The 20100-nt window shown below is 57.9% G+C and carries 20 protein-coding genes; 9 read left to right on the top strand and 11 right to left on the bottom strand.

Features of this window, described 5'->3' with window-relative positions:
- Positions 1 to 30 precede the first annotated feature (30 nt).
- The 9 genes from envZ to ABLU80_RS17110 form a co-directional block, all read right to left on the bottom strand.
- Positions 31 to 1392 (bottom strand): two-component system sensor histidine kinase EnvZ, encoded by a 1362-nt coding sequence (gene envZ, locus ABLU80_RS17150; protein ID WP_015369373.1) that lies wholly within the window; start codon positions 1390 to 1392, stop codon positions 31 to 33.
- Positions 1389 to 2108: a two-component system response regulator OmpR gene (gene ompR, locus ABLU80_RS17145; protein ID WP_001157751.1), complete on the bottom strand. Its 720-nt coding sequence runs from the start codon at positions 2106 to 2108 to the stop codon at positions 1389 to 1391. Before ompR ends, envZ begins: the two co-directional genes overlap by 4 nt.
- Before the next feature lie 218 nt (positions 2109 to 2326).
- Complete coding sequence (fucP, locus tag ABLU80_RS17140; RefSeq protein WP_020077794.1) at positions 2327 to 3550, bottom strand: L-fucose:H+ symporter permease; 1224 nt, start codon at positions 3548 to 3550, stop codon at positions 2327 to 2329.
- 31 nt (positions 3551 to 3581) lie between these two features.
- Positions 3582 to 3938, bottom strand: a complete 357-nt coding sequence (locus ABLU80_RS17135) for an L-rhamnose mutarotase (protein ID WP_015369371.1) — start codon at positions 3936 to 3938, stop codon at positions 3582 to 3584.
- Positions 3935 to 4711 carry an SDR family oxidoreductase gene (locus tag ABLU80_RS17130; protein ID WP_032709293.1) on the bottom strand — a complete coding sequence of 259 codons (777 nt, stop codon included), beginning with the start codon at positions 4709 to 4711 and terminating at the stop codon, positions 3935 to 3937. Before ABLU80_RS17130 ends, ABLU80_RS17135 begins: the two co-directional genes overlap by 4 nt.
- A complete protein-coding gene (locus ABLU80_RS17125) occupies positions 4695 to 5546 on the bottom strand; it encodes an amidohydrolase family protein (protein WP_032709295.1) in 852 nt (283 codons plus the stop codon). The genes ABLU80_RS17130 and ABLU80_RS17125 overlap by 17 nt, the downstream gene beginning before the upstream one ends.
- Positions 5533 to 6828, bottom strand: coding sequence for an L-fuconate dehydratase (locus ABLU80_RS17120; RefSeq protein WP_015369368.1), 1296 nt, complete (start codon positions 6826 to 6828; stop codon positions 5533 to 5535). Before ABLU80_RS17120 ends, ABLU80_RS17125 begins: the two co-directional genes overlap by 14 nt.
- Positions 6825 to 7676 (bottom strand): fumarylacetoacetate hydrolase family protein, encoded by an 852-nt coding sequence (locus tag ABLU80_RS17115; protein ID WP_020077791.1) that lies wholly within the window; start codon positions 7674 to 7676, stop codon positions 6825 to 6827. Before ABLU80_RS17115 ends, ABLU80_RS17120 begins: the two co-directional genes overlap by 4 nt.
- Positions 7677 to 7711: 35 nt before the next feature.
- Positions 7712 to 8452: an SDR family oxidoreductase gene (locus ABLU80_RS17110; RefSeq protein WP_015703673.1), complete on the bottom strand. Its 741-nt coding sequence runs from the start codon at positions 8450 to 8452 to the stop codon at positions 7712 to 7714.
- Positions 8453 to 8686: 234 nt separating this feature from the next.
- Here ABLU80_RS17110 and ABLU80_RS17105 point away from each other — a divergent pair, with 234 nt between their 5' ends.
- The 6 genes from ABLU80_RS17105 to feoC all read left to right on the top strand — a co-directional run bounded on the left by ABLU80_RS17105 (position 8687) and on the right by feoC (position 15647).
- Positions 8687 to 9445, top strand: a complete 759-nt coding sequence (locus ABLU80_RS17105) for a FadR/GntR family transcriptional regulator (RefSeq protein ID WP_015369365.1) — start codon at positions 8687 to 8689, stop codon at positions 9443 to 9445.
- A gap of 85 nt (positions 9446 to 9530) precedes the next feature.
- A complete protein-coding gene (gene greB, locus ABLU80_RS17100; RefSeq protein ID WP_015703675.1) occupies positions 9531 to 10004 on the top strand; it encodes a transcription elongation factor GreB in 474 nt (157 codons plus the stop codon).
- A 100-nt stretch (positions 10005 to 10104) separates the two neighbouring features.
- Complete coding sequence (locus tag ABLU80_RS17095) at positions 10105 to 12435, top strand: Tex family protein (RefSeq protein WP_015703676.1); 2331 nt, start codon at positions 10105 to 10107, stop codon at positions 12433 to 12435.
- A 387-nt stretch (positions 12436 to 12822) separates the two neighbouring features.
- A complete protein-coding gene (gene feoA / locus ABLU80_RS17090) occupies positions 12823 to 13050 on the top strand; it encodes a ferrous iron transporter A (protein ID WP_015703677.1) in 228 nt (75 codons plus the stop codon).
- 29 nt (positions 13051 to 13079) lie between these two features.
- The gene (gene feoB / locus ABLU80_RS17085) at positions 13080 to 15398 is read left to right on the top strand and encodes a Fe(2+) transporter permease subunit FeoB (protein WP_015703678.1); all 2319 of its coding nucleotides are present in this window, start codon (positions 13080 to 13082) and stop codon (positions 15396 to 15398) included.
- A gap of 12 nt (positions 15399 to 15410) precedes the next feature.
- Complete coding sequence (feoC, locus tag ABLU80_RS17080) at positions 15411 to 15647, top strand: [Fe-S]-dependent transcriptional repressor FeoC (RefSeq protein ID WP_015369360.1); 237 nt, start codon at positions 15411 to 15413, stop codon at positions 15645 to 15647.
- A gap of 49 nt (positions 15648 to 15696) precedes the next feature.
- Here the strand turns inward: feoC and ABLU80_RS17075 are convergent, their stop codons facing one another.
- Together ABLU80_RS17075 and bioH are read right to left on the bottom strand one after the other, a co-directional pair.
- Complete coding sequence (locus tag ABLU80_RS17075; RefSeq protein ID WP_015369359.1) at positions 15697 to 15966, bottom strand: YdgH/BhsA/McbA-like domain containing protein; 270 nt, start codon at positions 15964 to 15966, stop codon at positions 15697 to 15699.
- A 112-nt stretch (positions 15967 to 16078) separates the two neighbouring features.
- On the bottom strand, positions 16079 to 16861 hold the full coding sequence (gene bioH, locus ABLU80_RS17070; RefSeq protein WP_032713170.1) for a pimeloyl-ACP methyl ester esterase BioH: 783 nt from the start codon (positions 16859 to 16861) through the stop codon (positions 16079 to 16081).
- A 37-nt stretch (positions 16862 to 16898) separates the two neighbouring features.
- Between bioH and gntX the strand changes: the two genes are divergently transcribed.
- The 3 genes from gntX (at position 16899) to gntT (ending at position 19867) form a co-directional block, all read left to right on the top strand.
- Complete coding sequence (gene gntX / locus ABLU80_RS17065) at positions 16899 to 17573, top strand: DNA utilization protein GntX (protein ID WP_032706492.1); 675 nt, start codon at positions 16899 to 16901, stop codon at positions 17571 to 17573.
- Between the two features lie 58 nt (positions 17574 to 17631).
- Positions 17632 to 18207 carry a Fe-S biogenesis protein NfuA gene (nfuA, locus tag ABLU80_RS17060; protein ID WP_015369356.1) on the top strand — a complete coding sequence of 192 codons (576 nt, stop codon included), beginning with the start codon at positions 17632 to 17634 and terminating at the stop codon, positions 18205 to 18207.
- A 343-nt stretch (positions 18208 to 18550) separates the two neighbouring features.
- On the top strand, positions 18551 to 19867 hold the full coding sequence (gntT, locus tag ABLU80_RS17055) for a gluconate transporter (protein WP_015369355.1): 1317 nt from the start codon (positions 18551 to 18553) through the stop codon (positions 19865 to 19867).
- Positions 19868 to 20100: the final 233 nt, after the last annotated feature.

Here is a 20100-nt window from a genome sequence, read left to right as displayed (position 1 = left end):
ATGCCCGGCTTTTTTATTTTTATACGCTAATCAACTCTCTTTCGCAGGCTTCGCCGGCGACAGCGCGCGATGCACCGGGATTGGTAGCCAGGCGCGGATCAGCAGGCCGCCGCGTTCGCTGGTGCCAATCTCCAGGCGACCGTTATGATTGTCGATAATACGCTGCACTATCGCCAGCCCCAGCCCGGTGCCGCTGGTGCTACGGGCGCTATCGCCGCGCACAAACGGCTGGAACAGATGTTCGCGCTGTTCCGGTTTAATTCCCGGGCCGTCATCTTCCACCTGGAACCAGGCACGGCTGGCTTCGCTGCCGCTGCTGACTTTAATCCAGCCCTTACCGTAACGAGCGGCGTTCACCACCATATTGGCTAGCGCGCGTTTAATCGATAGCGGATGCAGGCGCAGCGGAATTTCTCCGGCCTGCAGATCGGTGGCGATTTCCCGCTCGTAGCCGCTTTCGGCGGCGATCACTTCGCCTAACACGGCATTGAGATCCGCAAGCTCCATCGGCATCTCCTGGCCGGTGCGCAGGTAATCAATAAACTGCTCGATGATGGCGTTGCACTCTTCGATATCTTTATTGATCGACTCGGCAAGATAGCCGTCCTGTTCGCCCATCATCTCCGTCGCCAGCCGGATCCGCGTCAACGGCGTGCGCAAATCGTGGCTGACCCCGGCCATCAGCAGCGTACGGTCATCCGCCAGCTGTTTGACCCCGGCGGCCATATGGTTGAAGGCGCGGGTTACCGAACGCACTTCCGACGCGCCGTACTCGCGTAGGGGCGGCGGAATAATCCCACGTCCGACCTGCAGCGCGGCGTGCTCCAGATCGACCAGCGGCCGGTTCTGGATACGGATGAATAGCCACGCGCCGCCAATGGCCAGCAGCATTATCGCCAGCGTATAACGGAATAGCGGCGAGAAATCGCCCTGATGGATTTCAGTCAGCGGCACCCGCACCCAGATATTCGGCGACAGCCAGGTCTTCAGCCACACCACCGGCGAGCTTTTGTTGACCTCAACCCGCACTTCGGTCGGCCCGCCAAGCTGGTGCGCCATCTGCTGGCTTAAGAATTCATAATGCTGCGCCCAGCGCAGCCCTGCGTCTTCCGCCGCCTCATTGGAATAGAGCGAAATCCCCAGCTCGCGGTAAATTTCGCGGCGAAACGCCGGCGGAACCACCAGTTGGGTGCCGTCTTCCAGCTGCAGTTTATCGGTCATCAGCATACGGACTTCGTATGCCAGCACCTTGTTAAACTGCTGCAGGCTCGGCAGGATCGCGAAATTCAGCACCACCAGATAGGTCGTCACCAGGCTGACGAACAGCAGGGTGACGATCAGTAACAGGGTGCGGGCAAATGAGCTTCGCGGCGAAAAACGCACGCGCTTCATGCCTTAGAACCGTCCGGCACGAAGACGTAGCCTAGTCCCCAAACGGTCTGGATGTAGCGCGGATGCGCCGGATCTTCTTCCACCATGCGGCGCAGGCGGGAGATTTGTACGTCGATGGAACGCTCCATCGCCGAGTACTCGCGGCCGCGGGCAAGGTTCATCAGCTTATCGCGGGACAGCGGTTCACGCGGATGGCTAACCAGCGCTTTTAATACCGCGAACTCACCGCTGGTGAGCGGCATCGGCTCATCTTCACGGAACATCTCGCGGGTGCCGAGGTTCAGTTTAAATTTGCCAAAAGCGATCACCGCTTCTTCTTGCGATGGCGCGCCCGGCAGCTCGTTCGCCTGGCGGCGCAGCACGGCGCGGATACGGGCCAGCAGTTCACGCGGGTTAAACGGTTTAGGAATGTAGTCATCGGCGCCGATTTCCAGCCCCACGATACGGTCCACTTCTTCCCCTTTCGCCGTCACCATAATGATCGGCATCGGGTTGCTCTGACTACGCAGACGGCGGCAGATAGATAAACCATCTTCGCCCGGCAGCATCAGATCCAGCACCATCAGGTGGAAGGATTCACGGGTCAGCAGGCGATCCATCTGTTCAGCGTTCGCCACGCTACGAACCTGGAAGCCCTGCTCGGTCAGATAACGTTCCAGCAGCGCGCGCAGGCGCATGTCGTCATCCACAACCAGAATCTTATAATTCTCTTGCATTGTTTGTACTCCCAAAGGTTCACTGCAATCGTTAGTGCGTATTCTTAAAAACCCACGCTAATACGACCAGCCAAATCTGGTATATATTCTAGTCGAAATTGTTACAAAGCATATTAAACAGCAGTTTATACCCGTCATTCTGAGCAAAATTTACCACCGGCGCGACAAAAAAGAAAAAGGCGGAGGGTCTCCTCCGCCTTTTTAGCTAATTTTGCCGCTTACGCGCGTCGTTGGCTCATGCCGTACCACAGCACCACCAGGAAGCATAGCAGCGGCAACCCATAGGCCAGCGCGGTGCTGTAGCGGTCGGCCAGCGCCCCCATAAAGTAAGGCATAATCGCCCCGCCGACGATGGCCATAATCATAAACGAGCTGGCGCGTTTGGTATGGCTGCCCATATTTTTAACGCCCAGCGCGAAAATGGTCGGGAACATAATCGACATAAAAAAGAAGACTGCAATCAGCGCCACCACCGACACGCCGTCGATACTCATCATCACCAGACCGCAGAGCACGATATTGACCAACGAATACACCATCAGCAGCGTCGCCGCCTGCACCCGCCCCATCAGCCAGGTACTGAAGAAACGACCGACCATAAAGCTAATCATCGCAATCGACAGCAGATAGGAAGCGTGCTGGTTTGTCACGCCATGCCAGTGCTCGGTCGCATAGTTGATAAAGAACGCACCCACGCCGACCTGCGCGGCAACATAAAAGAACTGGGCGATAACCCCGCCGGTAAAGTGGCGATGCTGCCACAGCCCCTGCGCCGCTTCTTGCTGACTGCCCTCCTCTTCGCGAATATCCGGCATCGGCGTGCGGCGGAACAGCAACGCGATGGCCAGCACCAGCACGGCGATAGCGACATAGGTGATTTTTACCGAGCTCTGATCGCCGGTATCGCCCTGAGTAGCTGAAAAGAACAGCGTGCCGCCGATCAGCGGGCCAATAAATTGCCCCAGTCCGTTAAACGACTGCGCCAGATTCAACCGCCGCTCGGCGCCTTTACTATCGCCAAGTACCGTCGCATAAGGGTTCGCCGCGGTCTCAAGACAACCTAATCCACAGGCAATCACAAACAGCGCGAACAGGAACAGCGCAAAGCTATTCACGCTCGCCGCCGGCACAAACAGCAGCGCGCCAAGCGCATACAGGCACAAGCCGACCAGGATCCCCGCTTTATAACCGCGTTTATCCATAAAGTAGCCGGCGGGCAGCGCCACCAGGAAGTAGGCGCCAAAATAGGCCGCCTGCAGTAAACCGGACTGCGCTTTGGTGACGTGCAGGGTCTCCTGAAAATGTTTATTGAGAACATCGAGCAGGCCGTAAGAGAGCCCCCACATAAAGAACAGGCTGGTGACCAGCATAAATGCCCAGCGCAGATTAGGGGTCGCCCCGGCGCGGGCCGCCAGCGGCTCCGCCGTTTTATTCACTAGCATGGTGAGATCCTCAGTAGAGTACAGAGTTGTTTTATTGATCCTGCAAAGAGAATATGCGCTCCATCGACACCCATTTTTCGCCTGCCGGCGTCCAGGGGGTGGGAACCTGGTATTGCCACATCAGCGCTTCCCAGCGCTGAATGACCGGGTGGTTCAGGCTGTGCTGAGCAAAGCGTTCGCCATCGAAATCCCCGGCGACCTCCATCACCATAAACAGCCGCGTGCCAAGCCGGTAAATCTCCATATCCAGCACGCCATGGGCGCGCAGATGCCCGGCGACTTCCGGCCAGATACGTTCATGCAGACGCTGGTATTCGGCAATTTTCTCTGCCGAATCGACCAAATCCAACGCCTGACACAGTCGCCGCCGCGCGGCGGTAACGCTCATGACAGCGCCCTGTCGAGATGCAAATACCCGCCATCCACCGATAACCACTGCCCGGTAGTGTGCGACGCACGCGAGGAGATAAGAAACACCACGGTATTGGCGATCTCTTCCGGCGTGGTCATGCGTTTGCCCAACGGGATGCGTTGGTTAATCGCCGCCATCTGCCGCTGCGGGTCAGGGAAGGTATTTATCCAGCGCTGGTACTGCGGCGTCAGCACTTCTGCCGGCACCACCGCGTTGACCCGCACGCCGCTCTCGCGCAGCGATACCGCCCATTCACGGGTTAATGCCAGCACCGCCCCTTTCGCCGCGGTATAGCCGCTGGTGCCGCCCTGGCCGCTGAGCGCGGTTTTCGAGGCGATATTGACGATAGCCCCCCGCGCCGCCTCTAACGCTTCGCGGCATAGGTGGGCCATCTGATAGTAGTGGATCAGGTTTTTTTCAAGCGATCCGAGAAACGCCTCACGCCCGGCCTCGAGCCCTACGCCATCGTTCACTCCGGCGTTATTCACCAGCGCATCAATACGACCAAAGCGCGCCAGCACCTGGCTCACCGCCCTGGCGCATTCAGCCTCCTGGCACAGGTCGGCGATAATCAGCTCACTTTGCGGCGCGATTTGCTTCAGCCTATCCATAAACCCCTGCTCTGGCTGGGCGTTAGTGACGATGACCGGCACCGCCCCCTCTTCCGCCAGCAGTTGCGTTACCGCCGCGCCGATCCCCGAGCCGCCGCCGGTGACGATAACCACTTTGTCTTTAAGAAATAGATCCACGCTTCGCCTCCGTTAAACCATAAACCCGACAGGCAGTGCCGCCCCAGATAGCTGACCGCTGCGTTTCCGTCAGCGGGGCCAGCGCCGTTTCGCACAGCTGGTAAACCTGGCGGTACTCCGCCGCCAGCAGGCATACCGGCCAGTCGGAACCAAACATCAGCCGCTGCGGGCCAAACAGCCCCAGCGCGGCGTCGAAGAAAGGCAGCAGTTGCTGCTCGGTCCAGCATCCGCCCGCGGCCTCGGTCACCAGACCAGAAAGCTTAAGCGCCACGTGCGGTAGCGCCGCCAGCGGCCGCGCCTGTTCGGCCCAATGGGCCGCGCCGCGCGCGATATCCGGCTTGCCGAAATGGTCGAGTACCAGCCAGTGATCATCGTGGCGGGCGGCAAAGCGTGCCGCCGCCGCGAGATGACGATGGGTAACCAACAGATCCCAGCTATAGCCCTGGCGCTGCAACTGCTGCATTCCTCGCGAGACCGCCTCGCGCTCAAGCCACGCTGCCGGATCGGCTTCATCCTGCACCTGATGGCGCAACCCGCACAGCTGGTCGCGCCACTGCGTCAGCTTGTCCTCGAGATCCGCGGCGGTAATATCCAGCCAGCCCACTACGCCGCATACGCCAACCGCCTGAGAAACCTGCGCCACCAGCCAGGCGGTTTCGTTTTCATCATGACGCGCCTGCACCACCACCGCGCCATCGAGCCGGTGCTGCGCCAGCAGCGGCTGGAGCTGCGGAGGGTAAAAATCCCGGCGCAGTTGCGGCATGTCGTCATCAATCCACGGGTAATCCTGTGGCTGATAGCGCCAGTAGTGGTGGTGGGCGTCAATGCGCAACATGCGCTTCTCCACGGTAGCGGTACTGCTCGATAGAAGCCTGATGCATTTCAATCGAGTAGCCCGGCGCCTGCGGCGGCATATAAGCTGCGCCGCGGATTTCGCAAGGGTGCAGGAAGTGCTCGTGCAGATGGTCGACAAACTCAATCACCCGCCCTTCATGGGTACCGGCGATGCACAGGTAGTCAATCATCGACAGGTGCTGGACGTATTCGCACAGTCCGACGCCGCCGGCGTGCGGGCAAACCGGCAGGTTGTACTTCGCCGCCATCAGCATCACCGCCAGCACTTCGTTGACGCCGCCTAACCGGCAGGCATCGATCTGCACCACGTCAATCGCGCCGCGCATAATGAACTGTTTGAACATAATCCGGTTCTGGCACATCTCGCCGGTGGCGACCTTCACCGCGCCGATGTTTTCGCGGATCTTGCGGTGGCCTTCGATATCATCCGGGCTGGTCGGCTCTTCGATAAACCACGGGTTGGCGAAGGCCAACGCTTTGACCCATGGAATGGCGGCGTCCACTTCCCATACCTGGTTGGCGTCAATCATCAATTTCCGCTCGGGGCCAATCACTTCCCGGGCAATGCGCACGCGGCGGATATCATCTTCAATATCACGCCCGACCTTCAGCTTGATATGCGAGAAACCGGCGTCCACCGCCTGCTGACAAAGGCGACGCAGTTTTTCATCACCGTATCCCAGCCAGCCCGCTGAGGTGGTGTAGCACGGATAACCCTGCGCCTGTAGCTGTTCGAGACGCTGGGCTTTGCCCTCCTCACGGCTTTCCAGCAGGCGCAGCGCCTCCTCCGGGGTAATGCAGTCGGTGATGTAGCGAAAATCGATACAGCGCACCAGCTCAGCCGGGCTCATATCGGCGACCAGTCGCCAGACCGGTTTGCCTTCGGCCTTCGCCCACAGATCCCACACCGCATTGACCACCGCGCCGGTCGCCAGGTGAATCGCCCCTTTGTCCGGGCCAATCCAGCGCAGCTGGCTATCGCTGGTAAAGCGCCGCCAGAAGGCGCCCATATCGGCGGCGATCGTCTCGAGTTGCTCGCCGACGATTAAATGCTCCAGCGCCTGAATCGCCGCGCAGCAAATTTCGTTGCCGCGGCCAATGGTGAAGGTCAACCCGTGACCGGTGAGCTTAGGATTGTCGGTTTCGAGGATCACGTAGGCGGCGGAGTAATCCGGGTCGGGATTCATCGCATCGGAGCCGTCCAACTGCTGCGAAGTGGGGAAGCGAATATCCTCTACCCGCAGGGCGGTAATTTGCGTCATTGTTTGTCCTCCACGGTCAGCTGCTGCTGTTCGCCCAACCCTTCAATGCCCAAACGAATAGTCTGGCCGGCGCGTAAATAAACCGGCTGCGGTTTCTGGCCCATACCCACCCCCGGCGGCGTACCGGTGGAGATGACATCGCCCGGCTGCAGGCTCATAAAGCGGCTCAGGTAGCTGATGATATAGGGCACTTTGAAAATCATGGTGCGGGTGTTGCCGTCCTGATAGCGCTTGCCGTCGACCTCCAGCCACAGGTTAAGCGCGTTGGGATCGGGGATTTCATCGGCGGTCACCAGCCAGGGGCCGGTCGGCCCGAACGTGTCGCAGCCTTTGCCCTTATCCCAGGTGCCGCCGCGCTCAATTTGATATTCACGTTCGGAGACGTCATTAATCACGCAGTAGCCAGCAACGTGCTGCATGGCGTCGCGCTCGTCGATATAGCGCCCGCCTTTGCCAATCACTACCCCTAATTCGACTTCCCAGTCGGTCTTTTGCGAACCGCGCGGGATAATCACGTTGTCGTTAGGCCCGACCACCGCGCTGGTCCACTTGCTGAATACCACCGGCTCCTGCGGAATATCGGCGCCGGTCTCCGCGGCGTGATCGGCATAGTTCAGGCCGATGCAGATAAACTTACCGATACCGCCAACACAGGCGCCAATACGCGGATTGCCATCAACCAGCGGCAGGCTGTAGAGATCCAGCTGGCGCAGACGCGCCAGACTCTCCGGCAGCAGCGCGTCGCCGCGCAGATCGGTCACATAGTTCGATAGGTCGCGCAAGCGGCCGTCGTTATCGAGTACGCCCGGACGCTCGCTGCCGGGATTGCCAAAACGAAGTAATTTCATGCGTTTTCCTGATAGTGAAATAAAGCGCCGCGCGGTTAGTTGCTCCAACCGCCGTCAATAATCTGCACCGTGCCGGTGGTGTAGGCGCTGGCGTCGGAAGCCAGGTACAGCGCCAGTTGGGCGATCTCTTCCGGCTTGCCGATGCGGCCAATGGGCTGGCGGGCGACAAACGCCTCATAAACCGCCTCTTCGCTCAGCCCCTGCTCGCGCGCCTGCTCGGCAATACGTCCGCGTAGGGAAGGTGAATCGACGGTGCCCGGACAAATCGCATTACAACGAATGCCCTGGGTGACGAAATCCGCCGCTACCGAGCGGGTCAGGCCAATGACCGCCGCTTTACTGGCGCTGTAGGCGAAGCGGTTTGGTACTCCTTTCACGCTGGAAGCTACCGATGACATGTTGATAATCGAACCGCCGCCGCGGGCGATCATCGCCGGCAAAAAGGCGCGAATCGTGTGGAACATGGCGGTGACATTCAGATCGAGGGCGAACTGCCACTCCCGCTCGCTACATTCAAGAATGCTGCCGCTATGCACCACCCCGGCGCAGTTGAACAACACATCCAGCGGGCCCAGCGTTTCCGCGGCGGCGGCAATCGCATCCGCGCGGGTGACATCCAGCTGCAGCGGCTGTACGCCGGGGATATCGCTCAATCCGGCAATGTTGATATCGCTGGCAATCACTTCCGCGCCGGCGGCGGCAAATAGCCGCGCGCAGCTATTGCCAATCCCCTGCCCTGCGGCGGTAATCAGAACGCGTTTTCCGGTTAGTTCCATTTCTCTCCCCTGGTCTAAAGGACTAATGGTCAGGCCATTGGTGGTAGTCAAAGGCCTGACCTTTCGCATGACAAGTCAGGCATAACCCGCTATCGTGAAGCTTAGATGTTGCAAAAACGGCCACAAACGGCACATTGGTTAACCAATTAATTACACTCGACTAACAAACACTCAAGTGTGCTGGCCAATATTTGTGCGCTTTATCACTGTCTATCGCATGAGCAAAGGTGAAACATGCCGATTACCAGACTGGAAAACCCAAGGATTTACAGACAGATAGCAGACCAACTCAAGCGATTAATTGAGAACAACGAATTTCCGCCCGGCAGTCGTCTTCCGTCTGAGCGAGATTTAGCCCAGCAGTTGAACGTCAGCCGCGCATCGGTACGCGAAGCGCTGATTGCGCTGGAGGTGATTGGCCTGGTGGACGTGCGCGTCGGCAACGGGGTAATCGTCAAATCGCAAACGCCGCTCGTCGCCACCAAAGAGCCAGTGATGGCGCAGGCCGGCCGCGACCAGTGGACGGAGATCGACGACGAACTCAACATAGACCTCGATTTTAACGCCGAACTACCGCCCTTTTCTCTGCTGCAGGCGCGCCTGTTAATCGAACCGGAAACCGCCGCGCTGGCGGCGCGTCATGCCAGCCCCGAAGAGCTGGCCGCTATCCGCGAGGCCTTTGAGCAAAACTGTCGCGATAACCGTGCCGGTTCAACCACCCATCCCGGCGACCGCCTGTTCCATATCCGTATCGCTCAGGCCAGCGGCAACCCGGCGTACGCGTTTATCATCGGCCACCTGCTCGGCCACCGCTACGGCAGTATGTTCCGCATGCTGCAGCGCCATTACACCCCGGACGATATGCCGCATCGCTCGGAACAGGAGCATCGCGCGATCCTTGAAGCCATTGAGGCCCACGACGTACGTGCGGCAAAGAAAGCAATGAAAAATCATATTGATCAGGTGATTACCATTTTTACCCGCAGCCAGTAGCCGTGATTTCTGCGCCTGGCGCTTTACCTTGCCGAAACGGCTGGTTAAGGTACGGCGGGACGAGATTATTTTGGATGAACCACAGATGAAAACGCCGCTGATCACCCGTGAAGGGTATGAAAAACTGAAGCAAGAGATGGATTACTTGTGGCGTACAGAGCGCCCGGAAGTCACCAAGAAAGTGACCTGGGCGGCGAGTCTTGGCGACCGCAGTGAAAACGCCGATTATCAGTACAATAAAAAGCGCCTGCGCGAGATTGACCGCCGGGTGCGTTATCTCACCAAGTGTCTGGAAAATCTCAAAATCGTCGATTATTCCCCGCAGCAGGAAGGCAAAGTGTTCTTCGGCGCGTGGGTGGAGATCGAGAACGACGATGGCGATACCAAGCGCTTTCGCATTGTCGGCTACGATGAAATCTTCGGCCGCAAAGACTATATCTCCATCGATTCGCCAATGGCGCGCGCTTTACTGAAGAAAGAGGTGGGCGACCTGGCTATCGTTAACACTCCGGCGGGCGAAGCCAGCTGGTACGTCAATGAAATTGAATACGTGAAATAGCGCCGGAACATTCCGAGAGAACCCGGTCGCGGCTGGCATTTTAGCCTGGCAGCCCGTATAACTATCCCCTGATTTTTGACCCTAATGATGAATAAAACCGATGATGAATGATTCGCTCTGCCGCATTATTGCGGGTGAACTTCAGGCCAGAGCCGAACAGGTAGAAGCTGCCGTTCGCCTGCTTGATGAAGGGAACACCGTGCCGTTTATTGCACGTTATCGTAAGGAAGTCACCGGCGGTCTGGATGACACGCAGCTGCGTAATCTGGAAACTCGCCTCGGGTATCTGCGCGAACTGGAAGACCGCCGCCAGGCGATCCTCAAATCGATCGGCGAACAGGGCAAGCTCAGCGAAGCGCTGGAAAAAGCCATCAACGCCACCCTCAGCAAAACCGAGCTCGAAGATCTCTACCTGCCGTACAAACCCAAACGCCGCACCCGCGGGCAAATCGCCATTGAAGCCGGTCTCGAACCGCTGGCCGATCTGCTGTGGAATGAGCCTTCCCACGATCCGGAAACCGAAGCGGCAAACTATATCGATGCCGATAAAGGCGTGGCGGATAGCAAAGCCGCTCTCGACGGCGCGCGCTATATCCTGATGGAACGCTTCGCGGAAGACGCCGCCCTGCTGGCGAAAGTACGTGATTATCTGTGGAAAAACGCTCATCTGGTGGCCAGCGTCGTCAGCGGCAAGGAAGAAGAAGGCGCTAAATTCCGCGATTACTTCGACCACCATGAACCGATCGCTTCCGTGCCGTCGCACCGCGCGCTGGCGATGTTCCGCGGGCGCAATGAGGGCGTGCTGCAGCTGTCGCTCAACGCCGACCCGCAGTTTGATGAGCCGCCGAAAGAGAGCCACTGCGAGCAGATCATTATCGATCATCTCGGCCTGCGCCTGAATAACGCCCCGGCGGACAGCTGGCGCAAAGGCGTCGTCAGCTGGACCTGGCGCATCAAGGTGCTGATGCACCTCGAAACCGAATTAATGGGCACCGTGCGCGAACGCGCGGAAGACGAAGCGATTAACGTATTCGCCCGTAACCTTCATGACCTGCTGATGGCCGCGCCTGCCGGCCTGCGCGCCACCATGGGACTTGACCCAGGCCTGCGTACCGGCGTCAAAGTGGCGGTAGTCGACGGCACCGGCAAACTGGTGGCCACCGATACCATCTACCCGCATACCGGCCAGGCGGCTAAAGCCGCCGTCGTGGTGGCGGCGCTGTGCGAGAAACATAACGTTGAGCTGGTGGCTATCGGCAACGGTACCGCTTCCCGCGAGACCGAGCGTTTCTTCCTCGACGTGCAAAAACAGTTCCCGAAAGTGACCGCCCAGAAAGTAATCGTCAGCGAAGCCGGCGCGTCGGTCTACTCGGCTTCCGAACTGGCGGCGCAGGAGTTCCCGGACCTCGATGTTTCCCTACGCGGCGCGGTCTCTATCGCCCGCCGTCTGCAGGATCCGCTGGCCGAGCTGGTGAAAATCGATCCGAAATCAATCGGCGTCGGCCAGTATCAGCATGACGTTAGCCAGACGCAGCTGGCGCGTAAGCTGGATGCGGTAGTAGAAGACTGCGTAAACGCCGTTGGCGTCGACCTTAACACCGCCTCGGTGGCGCTGTTGACCCGCGTCGCGGGCCTGACCCGTATGATGGCGCAGAATATCGTCGCCTGGCGCGACGAGAACGGCCAGTTCCACAACCGCCAGCAGTTGCTGAAGGTAAGCCGTCTGGGGCCAAAAGCCTTTGAACAGTGCGCCGGCTTCCTGCGCATTAACCACGGCGACAACCCGCTTGACGCCTCGACCGTTCACCCGGAAGCCTACCCGGTGGTCGAGCGTATTCTGGCCGCTACCCAGCAGGCGCTGAAAGATCTGATGGGCAACAGCAGCGAGCTGCGCAACCTGAAAGCCTCTGATTTTACCGATGATAAGTTCGGGGTGCCGACGGTATCCGATATCATCAAAGAGCTGGAAAAACCGGGCCGCGATCCGCGCCCTGAGTTTAAAACCGCCCAGTTCGCCGACGGCGTTGAGACGATGAACGACCTGCTGCCGGGGATGATTCTGGAAGGTGCGGTCACCAACGTCACCAACTTTGGCGCCTTCGTCGATATCGGCGTGCACCAGGATGGCCTGGTCCACATCTCTTCGCTGTCGAATAAGTTCGTTGAAGACCCGCATACCGTGGTCAAAGCGGGCGATATCGTCAAAGTGAAGGTGATGGAAGTGGACCTGCCGCGTAAACGCATCGCGTTAACGATGCGCCTCGATGAACAACCGGGCGACAGCAACGCGCGCCGCGGCGGCGGCAACGATCGCCCGCAGGGTAACCGCCCGGCGGCAAAAGCGGCGAAGCCGCGCGGTCGCGATGCTCAGCCAGCCGGCAACAGCGCGATGATGGATGCGCTGGCCGCCGCGATGGGCAAAAAACGCTAATCCTTCCCAGCCCCTCTTCGAGGGGCAATTTTCCGCATTTTTAATGCCTGAGCCTCGATTAATATATTCCAGTAACCTTTCAATAAGTTCGAAATTTATAAAGTTTCATTCTGTTAACTAATGAAACCTTTATTAAACATTAAGTGAATAAATTAATTTTTGACTTATTTTTGGCTACAACAGGGTTCTTGCGTCATATCAAAAAATAAGCAAATACCCCGGAAAAACGCATTTATTATCCATGCCATGTATTGATGATACAAACCATTCTCATTATCATCGTTATCAGTTAAGTTTTATTCTTCTTCGTTGGCTATAGTCCCCAGCGCCGCTTTTATAGCCGCGCCTGGAAATTCTCTTTTCGGTTAGCGATAACAAGTAGGCCCTATGCAATTCACTCCTGATAGTGCGTGGAAAATCACCGGTTTTTCCCGCGATATTAGCCCGGCTTATAGGCAGAAACTGCTCTCCCTGGGAATGTTGCCCGGTTCTTCGTTTCATGTCGTGCGCGTGGCGCCACTGGGCGATCCTATTCATATTGAGACCCGGCGCGTGAGCCTGGTATTACGTAAAAAAGACCTCGCGTTAATTGAACTGGAAGCGGTTGCGCAATAACACCTGACCCGGCACTAAGAGTCTGAAAAATGAAAAAATTAACCGTTGGTTTAATTGGTAATCCTAATTCCGGCAAAACAACGTTATTTAATCAGCTAACCGGCGCGCGCCAGCGGGTGGGTAACTGGGCGGGGGTCACCGTTGAGCGTAAAGAAGGCGCCTTCACCACCACCGACCACCAGGTTACTCTGGTCGACCTGCCGGGAACCTATTCGCTGACCACCATCTCCTCGCAAACATCGCTCGATGAACAAATTGCCTGTCACTATATTCTCAGCGGCGATGCCGACCTGCTGATTAACGTCATCGACGCCTCGAACCTGGAACGTAACCTCTATCTGACTCTGCAGCTGCTGGAGTTGGGTATTCCCTGCGTCGTCGCGCTAAACATGCTCGATATTGCCGAAAAACAGCAAATCCGCATCGACGTCGACGCGCTGGCGGCCCGCCTCGGCTGCCCGGTGATTCCGCTGGTCTCCACCCGCGGCCGCGGTATTGAAGCGCTGAAAATGGCGCTTGACCGCCATGAGCAAAATCAGCCGCTGGAACTGGTGCACTATCCGCAATCCCTGCAGCGCGAAGCCGATATGCTGGCGCAGGCGATGCCTGCTGATATGCCGCTGCGTCAGCGCCGCTGGCTTGGGCTGCAGATGCTGGAAGGCGATATTTATAGCCGCGCCTTTGCCGGCAACGCCGCCGATAAACTGGATCTGGCGCTGGCCAACCTGAGCGGCGAGATGGACGATCCGGCGCTGTATATCGCCGATGCCCGCTATCAAAGTATCGCCGCGGTATGCGATGCCGTCAGTAACACCCTGACCGCTGAGCCGAGCCGCTTCACCACGGCGATGGATAAAATTATCCTTAACCGCTTCCTCGGCTTACCGATCTTCCTGTTCGTGATGTACCTGATGTTCCTGCTGGCTATCAACATCGGCGGCGCCCTGCAGCCGATTTTCGACGCCGGCTCGGTGGCTATCTTCATTCACGGCATCCAGTGGCTGGGCTACACCCTGCACTTCCCGGACTGGCTGACCGTGTTCCTCGCGCAAGGGCTGGGCGGCGGTATCAATACCGTGCTGCCGCTGGTGCCGCAAATCGGCATGATGTACCTGTTCCTCTCTTTCCTTGAGGACTCCGGGTATATGGCGCGCGCGGCCTTCGTGATGGATCGCCTGATGCAGGCGTTAGGCCTGCCGGGGAAATCCTTCGTGCCGCTGATCGTTGGTTTCGGCTGTAACGTGCCTTCCGTTATGGGCGCCCGTACGCTGGATGCGCCGCGTGAACGGCTGATGACCATTATGATGGCGCCGTTTATGTCCTGCGGCGCCCGACTGGCGATTTTCGCGGTCTTCGCCGCCGCCTTCTTCGGCCAGAACGGCGCGCTGGCGGTCTTCTCACTGTACGTACTGGGCATCGTGATGGCGATCCTCACCGGGCTGATGCTCAAATACACCATTATGCGCGGTGAAGCCTCGCCGTTCGTGATGGAGCTGCCGGTGTATCACGTACCGCACATCAAGAGCCTGGTTATCCAGACCTGGCAGCGCCTGAAAGGCTTCGTCCTGCGCGCCGGTAAGGTCATCGTCATCGTCAGTATTTTCCTCAGCGCGCTGAACAGCTTCTCGCTCAGCGGCAAAGTGGTCGATAACATCAACGACTCGGCGCTGGCTTCGGTTAGCCGGGTGATTACCCCGGTGTTTAAGCCGATTGGCGTGCATGAAGATAACTGGCAGGCAACCGTCGGCCTGTTTACCGGCGCGATGGCGAAAGAAGTGGTGGTCGGTACGTTGAACACCCTCTACACCGCGGAAGATATCCAGAATGAAGAGTTTAACCCACAGGAGTTTAGCCTTGGCGATGAGCTGTTAGCCGCCGTCGATGAAACCTGGCAGGGGCTGAAAGACACCTTTAGCCTGAGCGTGCTGGCGAACCCGATTGAAGCAAGCAAAGGCGATGGCGAAATGGAAACCGGCGCCATGGGGGTGATGGGCAGTAAATTCGGCAGCGCCGCCGCCGCGTACAGCTACCTGATCTTCGTCCTGCTCTATATTCCATGCATTTCCGTGATGGGAGCAATTGCCCGCGAGTCCAGCCGCGGTTGGATGATGTTCTCGGTGTTGTGGGGATTGAATATCGCCTACTCGCTATCGACGCTGTACTACCAGACCGTGAGCTTTAGCCAACACCCGCGCTACAGCCTGGTGTGTATTCTGGCGGTAATTCTGTTTAACGTCGTGGTCTTTGGCCTGTTGCGTCGGGCGCGTAGCCGGGTGGATGTTTCCCTGCTGGCGACGCGTAAAACCCCAACGTCCTGCTGCCAGAGCCCAGCCGGCGACTGCCACTAAGGAGCAATCATCATGGCATCGTTAATTGACGTTCGCGATATGCTGGCCCTGCAGGGGCGCATGGAAGCCGCTCAGCTGAGCGCCCGCCTGCATACGCCACGGCCGCTGATCGACGCCATGTTAAGCCGCCTGGAAGCGATGGGAAAAGCGGTCAAGATGACCGAAGATGCCGATGGCTGCCTTTCCGGCAGCTGTAAAAGTTGCCCGGAAGGGAAAGCCTGTCTGCGGGAGTGGTGGTCTTTGCGCTGAATGGATATCCCCGGATAGCGACTAGCTCCTTATCCGGGGAGCACCTGATTTACTTATACACGTCGGCGTTCGCGTGAACCGTCTTCTCGTTCTTCTCGCCGGCAATCACTACGAAGTACTTACCACCCAACTCATCCGCTTTCTTCGACAGATCGCGCTTCGCGTCCATCGGCGACGTGGTACGGGAAGTCGTGATGCTGCCGACCTTGGTCAGATTCATCTTCGCGACTTCATCTTTCTGGATCTCTTTCGCCGCGAACGCGCCAAAAGAGAGGGAGCCTATCACCAGAGATGCAACAATACCTGTAACAAGTTTCATAGCCTTTACTCTCCATAAGGTTGTTATTTTTAGTTTGCGGCGGCAAAAACGAAATAATCAACCACCGCAACAACCTAAGTATTGCCCGATCCTGATGATTTACCACGCGGCGCTAAAAATAATTATTCAGCCGGTTTTTCAGCGCGATGAGAGGCTCACAGAATGGCTGGGGATGTGAAATAAACGGCGCATGGGCCGCCTTTTCGAAGACAACAGACTCACTTTGCGGCCACAGCTCATCCAACAGAGGAACGATTTTACGCGGCACCAGCCCATCCAGTCGGCCATAGAGACGCAAAAACGGCATGGTCAGCGCGGCGAGCGGTTGACGCAAATCGGCGGTTTTGAGGATCTCCAGCCCGCCGTTGAGAACCTCGGCAGGCGGCATCGGCAGCGACAGAACGGTGCTTTTCAGCGCCCGGGCGTCCTGGCGCGCGCTTTCGGTGCCCATGGTTTGTAGGGCAAGAAAACGCTCGACGGTACGCTGGAAATCTTCACTCAGCTGTTGCTGGAAGCCGCTCAGCACTTCCGGTTTAATCCCCGGCCACTGATCGCGCGCGCCAAAACACGGCGAAGAAGCGACGGTCACCAGCGCCTGCACGCGTTGCGGGTGCTGCAGCGCCACCAGGCTCGCTACCAGCCCGCCCAGGCTCCAGCCAAGCCAGATAGCCTGCTCCGGCGCTTTTTCAACGACCTGCTGCGCCATCTCTTCAAGCGTTAAGGCGCCAAAACCACCGCTGCGGCCATAGCCCGGTAAATCCACCAGGTGAAGGGTAAAATGCGTAGCCAGTTCCGGCGTGATGCAATCCCATACGTTGGCATTCAGCCCCCAGCCGTGCAGCAGCACAAGATGACAATTTCCTTCGCCCGTGGTTTGCCACCAGATGTCATTCATCAGTTACTGTTCTCTTTCCATCACTATGAGGGGAATTATGCTAACAGCACACAGCTTATGCTGGCTATGCCAAATGCCGCTGGCCATGGCTCACTGGGGGATGTGCTCGCGCTGCACCGCCTCGCTGCTCGTCACGCCATCGCTCTGCCCGCAGTGCGGTTTACCGGCATTGGCGCCCGCCTTGCCCTGTGGACGCTGCCTGCAAAAACCACCGCCCTGGCAGCGGCTGGTGACGGTGAATAGCTATGCCCCACCGCTAAGCGGGCTGGTACACCAGTTTAAGTTTGCCCGTCATCCGGAACTCGCGGCGGCGCTGGCGCGACTGCTTCTTTTACGCCTGCGCCTTAATTGCGGGCTGCCGCCAGTGGATCGGATTGTCAGCGTGCCGCTGTGGCAGCGCCGTCATTGGCGTCGGGGATTTAACCAAAGCGAGGCGCTATGTCGCCCGCTGGCGCGCTGGATGGGCTGCGCCTGGCGCGGCGATGCGCTGACGCGAAGCCGGCGTACCGCAACGCAGCATCAGTTAAGCGCCAGATTACGTAAGCAGAACCTGAAAAATGCTTTCCAGGTTGAATTATCCGTTCGGGGCCTCCATATCGCCATTGTGGATGATGTCGTCACAACCGGAAGCACCGTCGCCGAGATTTCCCGCCTGCTTTTGCGAAACGGCGCCGCGACGGTTCAGGTATGGTGTTTGTGCCGTACCTTGTAGACCCCCGCTGATGGGCGTATTATAACCCAGTAAAATAGTCAACTATTAGGCCAACGCTATGATCCGTATTTCCGATGCTGCACAAGCGCACTTTGCCAAACTGCTGGCAAATCAGGAAGAAGGGACGCAAATTCGCGTATTTGTGATTAATCCCGGCACCCCAAACGCTGAGTGCGGCGTATCCTATTGCCCACCGGATGCGGTGGAAGACACCGACACGGCGCTGAAATTTGAACAGCTGACCGCGTATGTTGATGAACTCAGCGCACCTTATCTGGAAGATGCTGAAATCGACTTCGTCACTGACCAGCTCGGTTCCCAGCTGACGCTGAAAGCGCCGAACGCCAAAATGCGTAAGGTTTCCGACGATGCCCCGCTGATGGAGCGCGTGGAGTACCTGCTGCAGTCGCAGATCAACCCACAGCTGGCCGGTCACGGCGGTCGCGTTTCGCTGATGGAAATCACCGAAGACGGTCTGGCTATCCTGCAGTTCGGCGGCGGTTGCAACGGCTGCTCAATGGTCGATGTGACCCTGAAAGAAGGGATCGAAAAGCAGCTGCTGAACGAATTCCCGGAGCTGAAAGGCGTGCGCGATCTGACCGAACACCAGCGCGGCGAGCACTCCTACTACTAAGCTTCCCCCTCTCGCCCGGCAACAATCCGTTTGCCGGGCGACTTCTCCCTTCAGCATGTTACCGCACAACATTTCTGACTAGCCATCAGGGCAAAAACCCGGCAGAGAGTATGACTTAAGTCTCATATTTAAAATTTACCCCGCGCAGGGCATTCTCAAAGCTCACATGTTACCCGTATCATCCACAGCAAGCACCACCGACAAAAAAATAGCCAGCTATCCTTTCTCTGGGTCAGGAATAAGCCAGCTTTACGGTGCAAGACATCCTTGTTCCTCTGCGGAACGGATACTGTAGATGTTCAGACTTTAACGTTACCCATAACAAGTTAAGGCCAGGTAAATCATGCCATTAGTCATCGTAGCTATCGGGGTTGCCCTGTTATTGTTGCTGATGATCCGTTTCAAAATGAACGGCTTCATCGCTCTGGTTCTGGTGGCGCTCGCCGTCGGATTAATGCAGGGTATGCCTCTGGATAAAGTCATCGTATCCATCAAAAACGGCGTCGGGGGCACGCTCGGCAGCCTCGCACTGATCATGGGCTTCGGCGCTATGCTCGGTAAAATGCTGGCGGACTGCGGCGGCGCGCAGCGTATCGCCACTACCCTGATTGATAAATTCGGTAAAAAACATATTCAATGGGCCGTTGTACTGACCGGTTTCACCGTCGGTTTCGCCCTGTTCTATGAAGTCGGTTTCGTGCTGATGCTGCCGCTGGTCTTTACCATCGCCGCTTCCGCGCGTATCCCGCTGCTGTACGTTGGCGTACCGATGGCCGCGGCGCTCTCCGTCACCCACGGTTTCCTGCCGCCACACCCGGGCCCGACCGCTATCGCGACAATTTTCCACGCCGATATGGGCAAAACGCTGCTCTACGGGACAATTCTGGCTATCCCGACGGTTATTCTCGCCGGCCCGGTTTTCGCCCGTTTCCTGAAAGGTATTGATAAGCCGATCCCGGAAGGTCTGCACAACCCAAAAACCTTCACTGAAGAAGAGATGCCGGGCTTTGGCGTCAGCGTCTGGACCTCTCTGGTACCGGTGATCCTGATGGCAATGCGCGCCGTCGCCGAGATGGTTCTGCCGAAGGGACACGCCTTCCTGCCCGTTGCCGAGTTCTTCGGCGACCCGGTGATGGCGACCCTGATTGCGGTGCTGATCGCGCTGTTCACTTTCGGCCTCAATCGCGGCCGTTCCATGGAGCAGATCAACGATACGCTGACCTCCTCTATCAAAATCATTGCCATGATGCTGTTAATCATCGGCGGCGGCGGCGCCTTCAAGCAGGTGCTGGTGGATAGCGGCATGGATAAGTACATCGCCTCTATCATGCACGAATCCAATATGTCACCGCTGTTTATGGCGTGGTCTATCGCTGCGGTGCTGCGTATTGCGCTGGGTTCAGCTACCGTTGCCGCTATCACCGCGGGTGGTATCGCCGCGCCGCTGATTGCCACTACCGGCGTTAGCCCGGAGCTGATGGTTATCGCCGTGGGTTCCGGTAGCGTTATCTTCTCCCACGTGAACGACCCAGGTTTCTGGCTGTTCAAAGAGTATTTCAACCTGACCATTGGCGAGACCATCAAGTCCTGGTCGGTACTGGAAACCATCATTTCCGTGTGCGGCCTGGTTGGTTGTCTGCTGCTGGGGATGGTGGTGTAACCCTCTCTCCCTGAGATAAAAAAGGCCGGGTGCGCATCATGCGCCCCGGCCTTTTTTGTTCTTCGGTTCCCGGATAGCGGCGCAAAGCGCCTTATCCGGGCTACCCGCGGTGCCGTTTTTTGTCGGATGGCGGCTAACGCCTTATCCGACCTACGGTCCGTGCGGCCTGCCTTTAATTTATTCACCATGCTGGCTGAAACTGCCGGTGTTGGTGGCCTCAAAATCGCTGAGAC

Source organism: Klebsiella sp. CN_Kp104 (genome assembly GCF_040064515.1).
GTDB classification, from domain to species: domain Bacteria; phylum Pseudomonadota; class Gammaproteobacteria; order Enterobacterales; family Enterobacteriaceae; genus Klebsiella; species Klebsiella aerogenes.
Note: the sequence above shows the minus strand (reverse complement) of the source record. Positions and strands in the feature narration are given on the sequence as shown.

What these genes read in the sequence shown, in the direction of transcription:
- envZ (WP_015369373.1), bottom strand. Translation starts at nt 1,392, where the DNA reads ATGAAGCGCGTGCGTTTTTCGCCGCGAAGCTCATTTGCCCGCACCCTG.
- ompR (WP_001157751.1), bottom strand. Translation starts at nt 2,108, where the DNA reads ATGCAAGAGAATTATAAGATTCTGGTTGTGGATGACGACATGCGCCTG.
- fucP (WP_020077794.1), bottom strand. Translation starts at nt 3,550, where the DNA reads ATGCTAGTGAATAAAACGGCGGAGCCGCTGGCGGCCCGCGCCGGGGCG.
- ABLU80_RS17135 (WP_015369371.1), bottom strand. Translation starts at nt 3,938, where the DNA reads ATGAGCGTTACCGCCGCGCGGCGGCGACTGTGTCAGGCGTTGGATTTG.
- ABLU80_RS17125 (WP_032709295.1), bottom strand. Translation starts at nt 5,546, where the DNA reads ATGTTGCGCATTGACGCCCACCACCACTACTGGCGCTATCAGCCACAG.
- ABLU80_RS17120 (WP_015369368.1), bottom strand. Translation starts at nt 6,828, where the DNA reads ATGACGCAAATTACCGCCCTGCGGGTAGAGGATATTCGCTTCCCCACT.
- ABLU80_RS17115 (WP_020077791.1), bottom strand. Translation starts at nt 7,676, where the DNA reads ATGAAATTACTTCGTTTTGGCAATCCCGGCAGCGAGCGTCCGGGCGTA.
- ABLU80_RS17110 (WP_015703673.1), bottom strand. Translation starts at nt 8,452, where the DNA reads ATGGAACTAACCGGAAAACGCGTTCTGATTACCGCCGCAGGGCAGGGG.
- ABLU80_RS17105 (WP_015369365.1), top strand. Translation starts at nt 8,687, where the DNA reads ATGCCGATTACCAGACTGGAAAACCCAAGGATTTACAGACAGATAGCA.
- greB (WP_015703675.1), top strand. Translation starts at nt 9,531, where the DNA reads ATGAAAACGCCGCTGATCACCCGTGAAGGGTATGAAAAACTGAAGCAA.
- ABLU80_RS17095 (WP_015703676.1), top strand. Translation starts at nt 10,105, where the DNA reads ATGATGAATGATTCGCTCTGCCGCATTATTGCGGGTGAACTTCAGGCC.
- feoA (WP_015703677.1), top strand. Translation starts at nt 12,823, where the DNA reads ATGCAATTCACTCCTGATAGTGCGTGGAAAATCACCGGTTTTTCCCGC.
- feoB (WP_015703678.1), top strand. Translation starts at nt 13,080, where the DNA reads ATGAAAAAATTAACCGTTGGTTTAATTGGTAATCCTAATTCCGGCAAA.
- feoC (WP_015369360.1), top strand. Translation starts at nt 15,411, where the DNA reads ATGGCATCGTTAATTGACGTTCGCGATATGCTGGCCCTGCAGGGGCGC.
- ABLU80_RS17075 (WP_015369359.1), bottom strand. Translation starts at nt 15,966, where the DNA reads ATGAAACTTGTTACAGGTATTGTTGCATCTCTGGTGATAGGCTCCCTC.
- bioH (WP_032713170.1), bottom strand. Translation starts at nt 16,861, where the DNA reads ATGAATGACATCTGGTGGCAAACCACGGGCGAAGGAAATTGTCATCTT.
- gntX (WP_032706492.1), top strand. Translation starts at nt 16,899, where the DNA reads ATGCTAACAGCACACAGCTTATGCTGGCTATGCCAAATGCCGCTGGCC.
- nfuA (WP_015369356.1), top strand. Translation starts at nt 17,632, where the DNA reads ATGATCCGTATTTCCGATGCTGCACAAGCGCACTTTGCCAAACTGCTG.
- gntT (WP_015369355.1), top strand. Translation starts at nt 18,551, where the DNA reads ATGCCATTAGTCATCGTAGCTATCGGGGTTGCCCTGTTATTGTTGCTG.